11 protein-coding genes and 1 pseudogene are annotated in these 15,006 nt (G+C 60.8%); 4 read left to right on the top strand and 8 right to left on the bottom strand.

Features of this window, described 5'->3' with window-relative positions; translation table 11 throughout:
* Window positions 1-67: 67 nt before the first annotated feature.
* Window positions 68-1,216, top strand: a complete 1,149-nt coding sequence (macA, locus tag ACXX9E_RS21795) for a macrolide transporter subunit MacA (protein WP_458556169.1) — start codon at window positions 68-70, stop codon at window positions 1,214-1,216.
* A 2-nt stretch (window positions 1,217-1,218) separates the two neighbouring features.
* The gene (locus ACXX9E_RS21790; protein WP_186748144.1) at window positions 1,219-3,177 is read left to right on the top strand and encodes a MacB family efflux pump subunit; all 1,959 of its coding nucleotides are present in this window, start codon (window positions 1,219-1,221) and stop codon (window positions 3,175-3,177) included.
* Window positions 3,178-3,241: 64 nt separating this feature from the next.
* Here ACXX9E_RS21790 and ACXX9E_RS21785 read toward each other — a convergent pair whose 3' ends face one another.
* Window positions 3,242-3,991 carry a response regulator transcription factor gene (locus ACXX9E_RS21785; protein WP_458556168.1) on the bottom strand — a complete coding sequence of 250 codons (750 nt, stop codon included), beginning with the start codon at window positions 3,989-3,991 and terminating at the stop codon, window positions 3,242-3,244.
* A 324-nt stretch (window positions 3,992-4,315) separates the two neighbouring features.
* Between ACXX9E_RS21785 and ycaC the strand changes: the two genes are divergently transcribed.
* A complete protein-coding gene (gene ycaC, locus ACXX9E_RS21780; RefSeq protein WP_458556167.1) occupies window positions 4,316-4,948 on the top strand; it encodes an isochorismate family cysteine hydrolase YcaC in 633 nt (210 codons plus the stop codon).
* Between the two features lie 212 nt (window positions 4,949-5,160).
* Here ycaC and ACXX9E_RS21775 read toward each other — a convergent pair whose 3' ends face one another.
* The 7 genes and pseudogenes from ACXX9E_RS21775 to ACXX9E_RS21745 all read right to left on the bottom strand — a co-directional run bounded on the left by ACXX9E_RS21775 (window position 5,161) and on the right by ACXX9E_RS21745 (window position 14,188).
* Window positions 5,161-5,898, bottom strand: coding sequence for a Fic family protein (locus tag ACXX9E_RS21775; RefSeq protein WP_458556166.1), 738 nt, complete (start codon window positions 5,896-5,898; stop codon window positions 5,161-5,163).
* A complete protein-coding gene (locus tag ACXX9E_RS21770; RefSeq protein WP_458556611.1) occupies window positions 5,895-6,158 on the bottom strand; it encodes a hypothetical protein in 264 nt (87 codons plus the stop codon). The genes ACXX9E_RS21775 and ACXX9E_RS21770 overlap by 4 nt, the downstream gene beginning before the upstream one ends.
* Window positions 6,159-6,305: 147 nt before the next feature.
* Entirely contained in the window at window positions 6,306-7,556 is a 1,251-nt protein-coding gene (locus ACXX9E_RS21765; RefSeq protein ID WP_458556165.1) for an MFS transporter, read from the bottom strand.
* 7 nt (window positions 7,557-7,563) lie between these two features.
* Window positions 7,564-10,473, bottom strand: a complete 2,910-nt coding sequence (locus tag ACXX9E_RS21760; protein ID WP_422495736.1) for a PAS domain-containing hybrid sensor histidine kinase/response regulator — start codon at window positions 10,471-10,473, stop codon at window positions 7,564-7,566.
* 171 nt (window positions 10,474-10,644) lie between these two features.
* Window positions 10,645-12,183 carry a cryptochrome/photolyase family protein gene (locus tag ACXX9E_RS21755; RefSeq protein ID WP_128616140.1) on the bottom strand — a complete coding sequence of 513 codons (1,539 nt, stop codon included), beginning with the start codon at window positions 12,181-12,183 and terminating at the stop codon, window positions 10,645-10,647.
* Window positions 12,184-12,287: 104 nt separating this feature from the next.
* Window positions 12,288-13,413: pseudogene (locus ACXX9E_RS21750) on the bottom strand (alkene reductase).
* Window positions 13,414-13,510: 97 nt separating this feature from the next.
* The gene (locus ACXX9E_RS21745) at window positions 13,511-14,188 is read right to left on the bottom strand and encodes a type 1 glutamine amidotransferase domain-containing protein (RefSeq protein ID WP_186748148.1); all 678 of its coding nucleotides are present in this window, start codon (window positions 14,186-14,188) and stop codon (window positions 13,511-13,513) included.
* Window positions 14,189-14,398: 210 nt separating this feature from the next.
* On the opposite strand from ACXX9E_RS21745, the gene curR reads away from it, so the two are divergent.
* On the top strand, window positions 14,399-14,983 hold the full coding sequence (curR, locus tag ACXX9E_RS21740) for a TetR family transcriptional repressor CurR (protein ID WP_458556164.1): 585 nt from the start codon (window positions 14,399-14,401) through the stop codon (window positions 14,981-14,983).
* Window positions 14,984-15,006 lie beyond the last annotated feature (23 nt).

Here is a 15,006-nt window from a genome sequence, read left to right as displayed (position 1 = left end):
ATATTGTTTTTTATAAAGGAGCCCGGCCGCCGGCCGGGCTCACCCCTGAACGGACTTGTGGTCATTTATGGAAAAGTCGAAGTTGCGCAAAGTCGGTATGGGATTGGCACTGGCGGCAGTGGCCGGGTTGGTGTTCTACACGGTGCAGGCACCGGCCGAGGCACCGCAGTACCTGACCGCCACGGTCGAGCGGGTTGATATCGAGAACGCGGTGCTGGCCACTGGCGTGCTCGAAGGGATCAAACAGGTGGATGTCGGCGCGCAGGTCTCCGGCCAGTTGAAGTCGCTCAAGGTCAAGGTCGGCGACAAAGTGAAAAAGGGCCAGTGGCTGGCGGAAATCGATCCGCTGGTGCTGCAGAACACCCTGCGTCAGGCCCAGGTCGATGAAGAGAACCTGCAAGCGCAAAAACGCGCGACCCAGGCCCAGCTCAAGCAGACCAAGGCGATTTACGAGCGCTATCAGAACCTGCAGGAGGATGCTTCGATCTCGCGCCAGGATTTTGAAACCGCCGAGTCGAACTATCAGGTGCAGCAGGCCAACCTGATGTCGCTGGAGGCGCAGATCAAAAGCGCACACATCCAGATCGACACGGCCAAGGTCAACCTGGCCTACACGCGGATTGTCGCGCCGATCGACGGCGATGTAGTCGGCATCGTCACCCAGGAAGGCCAGACGGTGATTGCCAACCAGTTGGCGCCGGTGCTGTTGAAACTGGCGGATCTGGACACCATGACGGTCAAGGCGCAGGTTTCGGAAGCCGATGTGATTCACATCGCGCCGGGGCAGGAGGTGTATTTCACCATTCTCGGTGAGGACAAACGCTATTACGCCAAACTGCGCGGCACCGAACCGGCCCCGCAGAATTTCCTTGAGACCCCGGCGGCCGGTACACCCAAGCAAAGCAGCGCGGTGTTCTACAACGCCTTGTTCGAGGTGCCTAATCTCGATCACCGTTTGCGCATCTCGATGACGGCGCAGGTGCGGGTGGTGCTCGATACCGCCAAATCGGTATTGACCATTCCCGTGGCGGCCCTCGGTCCGCGCAACGCCGACGGCAGTTTCCCGGTGCGCGTGCTCGACGCCAAGGGCCACGCCCAGTCGCGCAATGTGCAGACCGGGATCAACAACAACGTCAAGGTGCAGGTCAATGCCGGTCTGGCCGAAGGCGACCGTGTGGTGATCGGTGATCCGGTGACGAATGTGGCGGGGGCCTGAGCATGACGCAGCCACTGCTCCAGCTCAGCGGCATCACCCGCAGTTTCACCGCCGGTGACCGCGAATTCCTCGCCCTGAAGAACATCGACCTGACGATCAACGCCGGGGAAATGGTCGCGATCATCGGCGCCTCGGGCTCTGGCAAATCGACCTTGATGAACATCCTCGGGTGCCTCGATTACGCCACGGCCGGCAGCTACAAAATCAACGGCCAGGAAACCCGCGACCTCGACAATCAGGCCCTCGCCGAACTGCGTCGTGACTATTTCGGTTTCATCTTCCAGCGCTACCACTTGCTGCCGCACCTGAGCGCCATGCACAACGTCGAGATGCCGGCGATTTATGCCGGCACGCCACAGCTGCAGCGCCACGCCCGCGCCCGCGAGCTGTTGGCGCGGCTGGGCCTGGAAGAGCACCTGAGCCACCGGCCGAGCCAGCTCTCCGGCGGCCAGCAGCAGCGCGTGAGTATCGCCCGGGCGTTGATGAACGGCGGCGAAGTGATCCTCGCCGACGAACCCACCGGCGCCCTCGACACCACCAGCGGCAAGGAAGTGATGCGCATCCTGCTGGAATTGCACGCGGCCGGGCACACGGTGATTCTGGTGACCCACGACCCGAAAGTCGCAGCCAACGCCGAGCGCATCATCGAAGTCAGCGACGGCGAAATCCTCAGCGACCGCACGAACGAACGTGACACCACACACCTGCTCAGTGAAGAACCAGTGACCCCCAAAGCCACCGCCACGCGCCGTCTGGTGGCCAGCCTTGGCCTGTTCAAGGAAGCCTTCAGCATGGCCTGGATCGCGCTGGTGTCGCACCGCATGCGCACGTTGCTGACCATGCTCGGCATCGTCATCGGCATCACCTCGGTGGTGTCGATCTCGGCGGTCGGCGAGGGAGCCAAGCGCTACGTGCTCAAGGACATCGCGGCCATCGGCAGTAATACCATCGACGTGTTTCCCGGTCGAAGTTACGGCGACAAGCGCGCCGCCTCCATTGAAACCCTGGTGCCCGCCGACGTCACGGCGCTGAATCAGCTGTACTACGTCGACAGCGCCACGCCGATGATTGGCCGTAGCCTGTTGCTGCGCTATCGCAATATCGACGTGGATGCGCAGGTCAACGGCGTCAGCGACCAGTATTTCAAAGTGCGCGGGATCAGGATGGCCGAGGGCATCGCGTTCAGCGAAAGCGATGCGCGGCGTCAGGCCCAAGTGGTGGTGATCGATCACAACACCCGCCAGCGGTTGTTCGGTGAGGGAGTCGATCCGTTGGGGCAGGTGATTTTGATCGGCAACCTGCCGTGCACGGTGATCGGGGTTGCTGCGGAAAACAAAAACCTGTTCGCTTCAGGCAAGACCCTCAACGTCTGGGTGCCCTATGAAACCGCCGCCGGCCGGGTGCTGGGCCAGCGTTATCTGGACAGCATCAGCGTGCGCATGAAGGACGGACAGCCGAGCAAAGTGGTGGAAGAGCACGTCATCCAGTTGTTGCAGCAGCGCCACGGCACCAAGGATTTCTTCACCAACAACCTCGACAGCGTCTTGCAGACCGTGCAGAAAACCAGCCGCTCGCTGGCCTTGCTGCTGTCGTTGATCGCGGTGATTTCGCTGGTGGTCGGTGGTATCGGAGTGATGAACATCATGCTGGTGTCAGTCACCGAACGCACCCGCGAGATCGGCATCCGCATGGCGGTGGGGGCGCGGCAGTCGGACATTCGTCAGCAGTTTCTGGTGGAGGCCGTGATGGTCTGTCTGTTGGGCGGGGCGATCGGGATTTCGCTGTCCTACGGCATCGGCCATTTGTTTTCGGTGTTCATCAAGGAATGGGAAATGGTCTTCTCCCTCGCTTCGGTGCTCACAGCGGTGATCTGCTCGACCCTGATCGGCATCGTCTTCGGCTTCGTCCCGGCCCGCAACGCCTCGCGGCTCGATCCAATCGAAGCACTGGCCCGTGACTGAATAGCTGATTGCCCCAAGGAGTTGCCGCAGGCTGCGGCAACTCCTTGGGGGATTGCGGATGGGATCAGGCTGCGGTGGAGGCCGAGGTGTCCTGAGGTGAATACATCCAGCGCATCAACGAATGGCGTCCGCTGATCCCCAGCTTGATCGCCGCGCGTTTGAGATAGCTTTCCACGGTGTTGACCTTCAACTGCAACAGCTCCGCCAGTTCCGGGGCGGTACGCCCGGCCAGCAGGCCGACGCACACCTCGGTTTCGCGGTTCGACAGGCTCAGTCCCAATTGCTCCAGACGCTCGGTGAAACGCAGGCGCAGGGTTTGCAGGCCGCTGCCTTCAGACACCTCGGCGGGCGTCGCCGTGTCATGGTTCGTCGGCTGCAGGGCGCTGATGTGTTTTTCCACCATCGGCAGCAGCACCGGCGAGATGTCCTGCAACAAGCTGCGTTCCTGCGCCGAAAACCGCTGCGACTGCGCATTGCGGTACACCGAAATCACGTAGCGAAAACCGTCCTTACGGCGGGTCAGGTGCAGTTGCGAGGCATCGGCCACGCTCGAAGAATCCGCTGCGTGCGGCGCATGGGCCGCCGCGGCGCTGTGTTCGGAGAACAGCGTCTCTGCCAGTTGCGCCGAGTCTTTGACCGGCCCCGGCTCACCACGACTGGCGGCGCGGCTCACCGGTTCGACGCGCATCTGCCGGATGTGCGTGGCGTCCACTGCCAACTGGGTGAGGATCAGGTCATGCAGCATGCGCGGGAAGTGCCGGCTGCCGGTGCTGGCGATCACTTTGCCGATGTGGGGAAACAGGTGTGAATTCATATGCGTCATCCATGAATGTACGTAGAGACAGACTTCCAGCCGCGCCGCCGACGATCTCCCTGAACGGCAAACACGCGCTGCATTGGATCCTATCCTAGTACAACGTTTTAGCGACCGTTTAATGAAGGTGTTATTAGCTCATAACGAGCATCCGTCGCCATTCTTCAAGCGAGCGTGGATTTATCCGCCAGGGTTCGCCTGGATTGTCCTGTTTGAGTTGACGGTGAAACGCTTTTCAACGGATTTATCCTTTTTCGAGCCCCCAGTAATCTGTGCCCAACTTGAACGCAACAACAATTTCCAACATTGAAAAGGGACGCGCAGATGAACACTCCAACCTACAACCGCCTGAACAAAGACGACGCCGTGGTACTGCTGGTCGATCACCAGACCGGCCTGATCTCCCTGGTCCAGGACTTCTCGCCTAACGAGTTCAAGAACAACGTGCTGGCGCTGGCCGATCTGGCGAAGTTCTTCAACTTGCCGACCATCCTCACCACCAGCTTCGAACAAGGCCCGAACGGCCCGCTGGTGCCGGAACTGAAAGAAATGTTCCCCGACGCGCCGTACATTGCCCGCCCGGGTCAGATCAACGCCTGGGACAACGAAGACTTCGTCAAGGCTATCAAGGCCACCGGCCGCAAACAGATCATCATCGCCGGCGTGGTAACCGATGTGTGCGTTGCGTTCCCGACCCTGTCGGCCCTGGCCGAAGGCTTCGACGTGTTCGTCGTCACCGATGCCTCCGGCACCTTCAACACCACCGTGCAACAAGCCGCGTGGAACCGCATGACCCAGGCCGGCGCACAGATGATGAACTGGTTCTCGGTGGCCTGCGAACTGCACCGCGACTGGCGCAACGACATCGAAGGGCTGGGTAACCTGCTGTCGCAACGGATTCCGAACTATCGCAACTTGATGAATGGTTATGTGGCGTTGACGGCTCAGCAGAAGTAAGCCGACACGGTTCAAAGGAAAAGCCTGCTTTGAAAAGCAGGCTTTTTTGTCAGCGGTTGTTGCCGCGCGTCCATAAACCACTAGCGGTCAGTTATGGGAAGGGTGACCTTGGGGTTGCTCGCCCTATCAAAAGCCTGTCTGAACAGTGGGCTTTTGATTCTATTTCGGTTTCAGAAGCACGGGTGAGGCGATTCAAGGCAAGGGGTTGATCATCACTCGAGCGGCTTTACCCGATACGTTTTGTAGAGGCGTTCAACCTCGGGATCATCCAGACTCTCATACGTGATGCCTTCTTTATCCAGGCCATCCAGCCCCTTTATACCGCCAATCATTTCCGGCCACTCCTCACGACTGGAAATGTCGATTACAAACGGCGACAAGTAGCCATCCAGATGGCCTTGAAACGGATCTCGAATCTCGTCGCTGAGTGCCCGCAAATAGTCATCCTTGCTGGTTTTTGCCCAATTGATGGCGAATTTGGTCCGAAAGCACAGCTCCATGTAGACAAGCAGGATCGTACGGCCGTTACCGTCCAGAAAGGGGTGAGCAGAAGCCAGTTGGCCCATTACCTCGCCAGGCCTGGCTCGGAAGCGTTTCTTGTTTGCTGCGAGCTCAAGGGCATATTCGACGGACCTTTTGATAAGGTCGGGACGCTCAAATATCGTGTGATGAGGATCATCCTTCGATCCCTTGAAAACGGCCAGATGGGGGACCAGTTCATTCCTGTCTTTACCCGCCCAAGGGTAAAATCCGGAGAACAGTATTTCGTGTGTTTTGAGGACAGCTTGGTAGTCGATGGGCTTTTTCCTGGCGAGGTAGGCGAGAGCGTCGTCGATACTGGCTTCAAAGGAGAGATGCTCAGATTCCTTTACTTCAATGGGATCTTTGAGTTTGAGCGAGTTTTGAAGATAACCTTCAGTTTCGAAATCGCCGAAGGGATCGAAAGTCATGCGGTGGGCTGCTGTTTACCACGCCTTTTTTCCTGCAGGTAGCGTCCTTGCAGGGCCATGATCTCTGTCTTGCTCAACACGCCTTTTCTTTTGAGGTTAACAAGCAATTGCTCAACACCGTCCAGCTCCACCATGTCACCCGCCAGGCGTGTAATGGTCACTGCCATGCAGCTCAGGTTGTCGCGATCGGCGCTGACCTTGTGTTCTTTGGCGAGCAGGCGAACTTCAGTCGCAACGCTCTCAGTGGCTGATCTAGTCATTTGGAAACCCCTTGTTTTCTCTTTCAGAGCATAGCATGGCGTCATTTCTACAGGCTTGTCAGCCAGTGCTTTACCTGCCCACCAGACTCTGATCGACACCGCAGTTTCATGACCATCGCAAAATCTGTGGGAGCGGGCAACGCAATGCTACCTGCCAAGCGCCACATCGGTCGGCGCATTTTCGACACCCGGCTCGCCCCGCAACGTCTCCGGAACTCCCGCCCAAAGCACCGCCACCGCCAAGCCCGCAATCCCTGCCAGTGTCAGAAACGCAGCACTGTAACCGGCGTCTTGCACGACGAATCCGGCCAGGCCGTTGCTCAGTGCAGCGCCCAGGCCGAAGACGGTGGTCAGGGCGCCGAGGCTGATGTTGAAGTGGCCGGTGCCTTGGGTGAGGTCTTTGACCATGATCGGGAACAGCGCGCCGAACAGACCTGCACCAACGCCGTCGAGCATCTGCACGGCCACCAGCCAGTAAGGGTCGTCGGACAAGGTGTAGAGCACGCCGCGCAGCGGCAGAATCAGGAAACCGGCGAGCAGCAATGGCTTGCGCCCCCAGACGTCGGCTTTCGCGCCGACCAGCATGGCCGCCGGAACCATGACCAGTTGTGCCGCGACGATACAGGCGGAGGTCAGTGGCGTGGCCATTTGCAGATTGGTCAGCGACAGTTTTTGACTGACCAGCGGCAGCATCGCGGCGTTGGCCAGGTGGAACAGCGCGCAGCAAATGGCAAATAACAGCAGCGGTCGGTTGGTCAGCAGCACCGACCAGCCAGAAGGTTGGTGCCGGCCGGCCTCGGCTGGGTCGAGGCCGCGTGCGACGTCATGGTCGATGGCGTCTGCCGCAACGAAGTGAATGGCAATCACGCTGGCGAGTGCCATCGCGGCCATCAGGTAGAACACGGCGACAGGGCCGAACAGGTAGGCGAACAGGCCGGCGAGTAATGCCGCGCAGGCATTGCCGGCATGGTTGAACGTTTCGTTGCGCCCGGTTCGCCGGGTGAATGCGCGCGGCCCGGTCATGCCCAGGGTGATGGCGCAAATGGCCGGGGCGAAGACCGAGGCAGCCGCGGCACTCAGGGCCTGGGTCAACGCGACGAGACTGAAGGAGGTCACGAACGGCAGCAACAGGCAGCTGCCAGTCACCAGCAGCGCGGCGATAGCGATCAATGCACGTTTGGCGCGGGTGTCGTCGACCAGTGCGCCGGCGGGCGTTTGCGTGATCAGCGCGGCGATCCCGGCAATGGTCATGACCACGCCGATGCTGGCCGGGTCCCAGTGATGCACGGCCAACAGGTAGATCGCCAGGTACGGTCCGAGGCCGTCGCGTACGTCAGCGAGGAAAAAATTGAGGCTGTCGAGTGACAGGTTATTGCGCCGATCCAGTTGATTGCTCACGACAGCCTCATTCCCCAGGGTTCGAAATCAGGTTGCTGACCCGCGCCACTAACGTGTCGACGGCGAACGGTTTGGTCAGAACCTGCATGCCCGGGCCGAGTTGACCATTGCCGAGCACGGCGTTTTCAGCGTAGCCAGTAATGAACAAGGTCTTCAGTTTCGGCCGGATTTCCAGGCCCGCGTCGGCCATTTGCCGGCCGTTCATGCCTCCCGGCAAACCGACATCGGTGATCAGCAGGTCGATGTGTGCACTGGAACGCAACGTCTCCAGTCCTTCGACACTGTCGGCCGCCACCAGCACGACGTAGCCGAGTTCACTGAGCACGTCCCGCAGCAGCATGCGCACCGTCGGTTCGTCGTCGACGATGAGGATCGTTTCCCCGGCTTTTGCCAGCGGGGTTGTCATGTTGTGCGTGGCATCGTGATTTTGCTGGGTCTCGCCGCAATAGCGTGGCAGGTAAATGCACATGGTCGTGCCTTGGCCCACTTGCGAGTGCACGCGCACCTGGCCGCCCGATTGTTTGGTAAAGCCGTAGATCATCGACAGCCCCAGACCGGTGCCCTGGCCCAGTGGCTTGGTGGTGAAAAACGGGTCGAAGGCTTTCGCGACGATATCGGCGCTCATGCCGGTGCCGGTGTCCTTCACGCACAGGCACAGGTACTGGCCTTGAGGAATATCGAGGGTACGCGCCGACTCCACTGTCACGGAGCGATTTGAGGTTTCCACGGTGATGCAGCCGCCGTCGGGCATGGCGTCGCGGGCATTGATGCACAGGTTGAGCAGGGCGTTTTCCAGTTGACTGGCGTCGACCAGGGCAGGCCACAGGTCGGCGGCCGCCAGTGTCTTCAGGCGAATACTCGGGCCGACCGTGCGCTGGATCAGTTCGGTCATGCCGACAATCAGCGTGTTGACGTCCGTCGGGCGCGGATCGAGGGTCTGGCGTCGGGAGAATGCCAAGAGTCGATGGGTCAGGGCAGCGGCGCGTTTGGTGGCGCCTTGGGCGGTCACCAGGTACTTGTCGACGTCCTTCAGGCGGCCCTGTGCGATGCGCTTTTCCATCAGCTCCAGCGCTGCCGAAATGCCGGCCAGCAGGTTATTGAAGTCATGGGCCAGGCCGCCGGTCAGTTGCCCGACGGCTTCCATTTTTTGCGACTGGCGCAGTTTTTCTTCGGCCTGCATAAGATCGGCGGTGCGTGCCGTCACGCGTTGTTCCAGGGTGTCGTTGAGCGCTCGCAGTGCGGCGTTGGCGCGGTCTCGCTCGGCTTCGACGTTGCGTCGTTCCTCGACGTCGATGAGCACGCCGGGGAAACGCAGCGGGGTGCCGTCCTCGGCGCACTCGACGCGGCCGTTGGCCTCGATCCAGTTGTATTTGCCATCGGCGCCGCGCACCCGGTATTGATGGGAATAGGCGCCGCCGCGGGCAATTGCCTCGTCGATCGCGCTGATGAGCGCGGCCTGGTCGTCGGGGTGAACGGTCATCGCCACTTGTTCCAGGCTGAGGCCATCGCGACCCAAAGCCGGATCAAGGTTGAACACCCGGGCGAAGGCTTCGTCAACGGTGAAGCAATCGGTCGGCAGGTCCCAATGCCAGGTGCCGATAATGGCGCCGGCGGCGAGGGCCAGTTGCACGCGCTCGATGTTTTCCCGGGCCACCGCTTCGCTGACCCGCAAGCGCTCTTCGGCATCACGGCGCTGGGTGACGTCGCTGAAAAAGATTGCGATCTGGCGATCGGCCGGGGCGCCGACGCGCACCGCGCGCACGTCGAACCAGCGTTCAAAGGTGTTGGCGTAATTTTCGAAATTCGCCGGTTCGCCGGTTTTGGCGACGTGCCCGTAAGTTTCGAACCAGAAGCTTTCCAGATTGGGCGCGAACTCGGTCACCCATTTGCCGCGCAGATTGACCCCGGCCTGACGCTCGAAGGCCGGGTTGGCTTCGACGAAAAAGTAGTCCACCGGGCGATCGTCAGCGTCGAATTTGACCTTGACGATGGCAAACGCCGCTTCGATGGTTTCCAGAATGGTGCTGAAGCGTTCTTCGCTCAGGCGCAGCGCGGTTTCGGCACTGCGCGAACGGGTCAGGTCGAGCATCGCGCCGATCATGCGTTCGGCCTGGCCGTCGGCATTGCGAATCATGTGGCCGCGATCAAGCACCTCGGCGTAAGAACCGTCCTGGCAGCGAAAGCGATATTCGGCGCTCCAGGTCGAGCCGCTGCCGTTGATGGCTGAGCGGATCGAGGCCTCGACGCTTTGGCGATCCTGCGGGTGGATCTGCGCGAACCGCCAGTCAGCGGTCGAGTCGATGGCGGCCGGGGCAATTCCATACGCCTGTTGCAGGGCTTCGTTCCAGATGATCTGGTTGGTGCGCAGATCCCAGTCCCATACCGCGTCGCGGGTGGCCTTGACCGCCAGGCGATAACGCTCCTGGGTTTCGAACAGCGAGCGGCCGGCCAGATGCTCACTGGTGCGGTCGCGCAGGATTTTGACGAAGCCGCCATGGCAATGGTTGTCGTCGTAAAGCGGCATCAACTCGCCCGATGCCCAGAACAGCTGGCCGTCCTTGCGCACATGCCAGCGTTCATCGGAGGCGCGTCCTTCCTGCAGGGCGCGCTGCATCTCCAGCTCGACACGGCCGGCTGCGCGGTCCTCGGGGGTGAAAAAGCGCTCGACACTCTGGCCGAGCATTTCTTCGGCGGTCCAGCCCATGACGTTGACGGCCCCGGTGTTCCACTCGGTGATTTTGCCCAACGGGTCGGTGACGACCATCGCGAAGTCGATCGCGCACTCGAAGATCGCGCGCAGGCGCGCCTCACTGCTGGCCAGTGCTGTGCGGCTCGCGGCCAGTTGCGCGGCGATATCGGGCGGGGCACCGACACCGGCTGCTCCCGAGCCGGTGTCGAGTGCCTGGCGCAGACGCATGACCTCTGCCTCCAGCGCCTCACGGGTAAGAAGTTTCAAAGTGTCCACTGCTCATGCCTTATTGAGGTCAAGGTCTGGGTTCATTCAACGTTCTGCGAACGAGTACGGATCACCCATTGACACGGCGCCTCATGGTTAAGTTGCACCCGTGAAGTTGCGCGTCGGCTGACCTCAGAGCGACTGCCCGTTGTCGAGCCTGTCGAGCAAGGCCTGGCCGCGTTGCCAGAGTGCCTGTTGTTTGGCTGACGGCATGCGATCGAGGTTTTTGTAGAGCATGGCCATGCGCTGATTGCTGCGCAGCCTGTCGCCGTGGCGCATCAGGAAATGCCAGTACAAGGCATTGAACGGACAGGCGTTGTCGGCGGTGCTTTCGCTCACCTTGTACGCGCAATTGGCGCAGTAGTCGGACATCCGCTTGATGTATTGACCGCTGGCGCAGTAAGGCTTGGAACCGAGGTAGCCGCCATCGGCGTGCATGACCATGCCCAGGGTATTGGGCAATTCGACCCAGTCGAACGCGTCCATGTAGATCGCCAGGTACCACTCGCAGATCTGGCTCGGAACGATGCCGGCCAGCAAGGCAAAATTGCCGGTGACCATCAGCCGCTGAATGTGATGGGCATAGGCATGTTTCAGGCTTTGCCCGATGGCCTGGCGCATGCAGTTCATTTGCGTGTCGCCGGTCCAGTAGAACTCGGGCAATGGCCGGCTGTTGCCGAAGACGTTGCCCGCGGCGTAATCGGGCATTTTCAGCCAGTACACACCGCGCACGTATTCGCGCCAGCCAATCAGTTGGCGGATGAAGCCTTCGGCGGCATTCAGGGCTACGCGGCCTGACCAATAAGCTGCCTCGACGTCGCTGCACACCTGGCGCACATCGAGCAGTCCGATATTCAGCGCAGCACTGATGCGAGCATGGAACAGAAACGGTTCGTCGCTGGCCATCGCATCCTGATAGTCGCCGAAACCGGCCAGCCCGAAATCGAGAAAATACTCCCACAACGCCTGGGCATCGGCGTGGGTCACCGGGTAGTTGAAGTCTTCCAGAGAGCCGTAGTGTCCGGTGAAACGTGCTTTCACCAGTGCGCACACTTGCTCGGTGATGGCGTCCGCCGAGAAGCTGAGGGGGTAGGGCGGCTTGACCTGTTTGGGCAGTGATTTACGGTTGTCCGCGTCGAAGTTCCAGGCTCCGCCGACCGGCGTGCCATCGCCATTGAGCAACAGCCCGCTTTTACGGCGCATCTCGCGGTAGAAATACTCCATGCGCAGCTGTTTTTTTCCGGCAGCCCACGCCGAGAATTCGCCGCGAGTGCAGAGAAAACGCCGGTCGCTGTGCCAATGGATCGGCACGCCACAGTCTTTGAGGGATTGCTCCAGACGCCAGTCGCCGGTTTCGGTCAGGTGCACTTCATCCGCGTTCAGGCGCGCCTGCCAGCGCTGCAATTCGCCCGGCACGCTGCCGCTGTTTTGCGCGTCGTCGAGGGTGACGTACTGCACGCGAAAGCCCTGGTTGGCCAACGCCTGCGCGAAGTGGCGCATGGCACTGAACACCAGAACAATTTTCTGCGGGTGATGGGGGACGTGGCTGGCTTCCTCCATCACCTCGACCAGCAGAACGGTATCGCGTTCGCGATCGAGCCCCTGCAACGAGGCGAGATCGAACGATAACTGGTCGCCGAGGACCAGGCACAGCCGGTGGATTGCTTTCATTCGAACGGATTCAGCCTGTTGAGCGGCGATAAAGTTGCCAGCAGTCGATAAAACCTCTGCTCAGATAGTTGTACGAAATTATGTGTTTGTATAGGTTTTTCTGATTAACCGGGATAAACCGGGTAATCGACGTAACCTTGCGCATCGCCGCCATAGACCGTGGCCGGGTTCAGCGCATTGAGTGGCCAGCCATTGGCGATTCGCGCAGGCAGGTCCGGATTGGCCATGAACGGCCGACCGAAGGCCACCAGGTCAGCGAGGCCGGAATCGAGCAACTGCGCCCCGGACTCGGGGGTGTAGCGCCCGGCGTAAATGATTGCGCCGCTGAACGTTTCGCGCACCGCCCGGCGGAAGGTTTCCGGCATGGCCGGGGCATTGTCCCAATCGGCTTCTGCAATGGACAAGTAGGCGATGCCGACGTCTTCGAGCACTTTGATCGCTTCGATATAGGTGCGGTGCGGATCGTCCTCGACCATGCCCAGGTAGGTGCGCGCCTCATCGGTGGTGGTGAACAGCGGGGCGAAACGCACGCCGACTTTTTCCTTGCCGATGCATTCGGCGACACCCGCCACCACTTCGCGCAGAAAACGCAGGCGATTGTGCAGCGAGCCGCCGTACTGATCGGTGCGCAGGTTGCTGTGGACGGAAATGAACTGGTTGACCAGATAACCATTGGCGCAGTGCAGTTCGATGCCGTCGAAACCGGCGTCGATCGCATTGCGCGCCGCCTGGATATACAGCTGAACCAGCTCCTGAACTTCGTCAGTGCTCAGTGCCCGAGGTGCGGAGGGCGGTACCAGTTCGCCACGGCCAGGCGCCGTTTCGATGAACACACTGACCCGGTCGGTGGCCACGGCAGACGCCGACACCGGTGCCGCCCCGTCAGGCTGCAACGCGGTGTGGGAGACACGACCGACGTGCCAGAGCTGGGCGAAGATCACGCCGTCGACGGCATGCACGGCCTCGGTGACTGTGCGCCATCCGGCGATCTGCTCGGCACTGTGGATGCCGGGCGTCCACGCATAACCCTGGCCACGCGGCTCGATTTGCGTACCTTCGGTCACCAGCAAACCGGCACCGGCGCGCTGCCGGTAATACTCGGCCATCAATGCATTGGCGATGTTGCCCGGTTGGCTGCTGCGCTGGCGGGTGAGGGGGGGGCAGGACAATGCGGTTTTTCAGGGTGTGCAGGCCCAATTTGGCGGGTGTGAAGTAAGCGTGGTGGTTCATGGGTTACCTTTCAAGGATTTATTAGACCAGTCAACTATTGGTCGAGCGTAAAAAAAACGCCGTGCATCACGCGCACGGCGTCTGGATCGGTCAGTCATCAGCCGAGCATGTTCAACAGCTTCTCGGCGACGGCAGCGGAGCTGGCAGGGTTCTGACCGGTCACGAGTTGGCCGTCAGCCACCACGTGTACCTGCCAGTCGGCGACCTTGGAATAGTGGCCGCCCAGACGCTGGAATTCGTCTTCGATCAAGAATGGCACGACCTCGGTCAGGCCCACCGCAGCCTCTTCGGAATTAGTGAAACCGGTGACTTCGCGGCCCTGAACCAGCGGCTTGCCATCTGCCTTGACCACGTGACGCAGCACGCCCGGCGCATGGCAGACAAAACCGTGAGGCTTGTTGCTGCGGTCGAAGGCTTCGATCAGGGCGATCGACTGCTTGTCCTCGGCCAGATCCCACAGCGGGCCGTGGCCACCTGGATAGAACACGGCATCGAAATCGTCGGCGCGTACATCGGCCAGACGGCCAGTGTTGGCGAGGGCCTGTTGTGCCGCCGGATCGTTGCGGAAACGGTCGGTTTCGGCGGTCTGGGCGTCGGGCTCATCGCTTTTCGGATCGAGCGGCGGCTGGCCACCGGCCGGAGAAACCAGAGTGACATCGGCGCCGGCGTCCTTGAAGGCGTAGTACGGGGCGGCGAACTCTTCCAGCCAGAAGCCGGTTTTCTTGCCAGTGTTGCCGAGTTGATCGTGCGAAGTCAGAACCATCAAGATTTTCATAGAGCACCCTGGGGTTGATCGGGTGGCGTCGCGGCGCAACGGATTTGCGCAGCGGCGACACCGGGAAATGAGTTGTCGGAGCGCAGCATAGATTCCAATTAGACCAGTCGTCTAGTAATTTTTTCTACGCAGGCTTTTCAATGACAGGTGTGGCAAACTCCCGTTCCATCGAATTAAACGACTGGTCTATTGTTTGGTACTGCACGCCCCATGAAACCGACCTACGACGACACCCGCCAACGTTTGCTCGACACCGGCCACCGAATGATGGCCGAGAAAGGCTTCACCAGTGTCGGCCTCAACGAAATCCTGCAAACCGCCGGCGTGCCGAAAGGCTCGTTCTATCACTACTTCAAATCCAAGGAGTTGTACGGCCAGGCGTTGCTTGAGGATTACTTCGTCGACTATCTCGCCGACATGGAGCGACGCCTGACGCTGCCCGGCCTCAACGCCTACGAGCGGCTGATGGATTACTGGCAGGGCTGGCAGAACCGTTGCACCCTGGAAGGGCATGGCGACGAATGTCTGGTGGTGAAACTCAGTGCCGAGGTCGCCGACTTGTCCGAATCCATGCGCCTCACCTTGCGTGACGGCGCCGAACGCGTGGTCGCGCGCATTGCCCTGTGCATCGAGCAGGGCCAGGCCGACCACTGCCTCCCCGAGGGCGACGCCCGGCATTTGGCCGAGACCCTGTATCAGCTGTGGTTGGGGGCGAGCCTGCTGAACAAATTGCAGCGCACCGGGCAATCGCTGAAGACGTCGATGGCGACCACGCAAACATTGCTCAGCGTTTGACGCTTGCAGGGGCGTGAGCCCTG

Source organism: Pseudomonas sp. GNP014, from assembly GCF_054344005.1.
The sequence above is the reverse complement of the archived record's forward strand: the minus strand, read 5'-3'. Positions and strand labels throughout refer to the sequence as shown.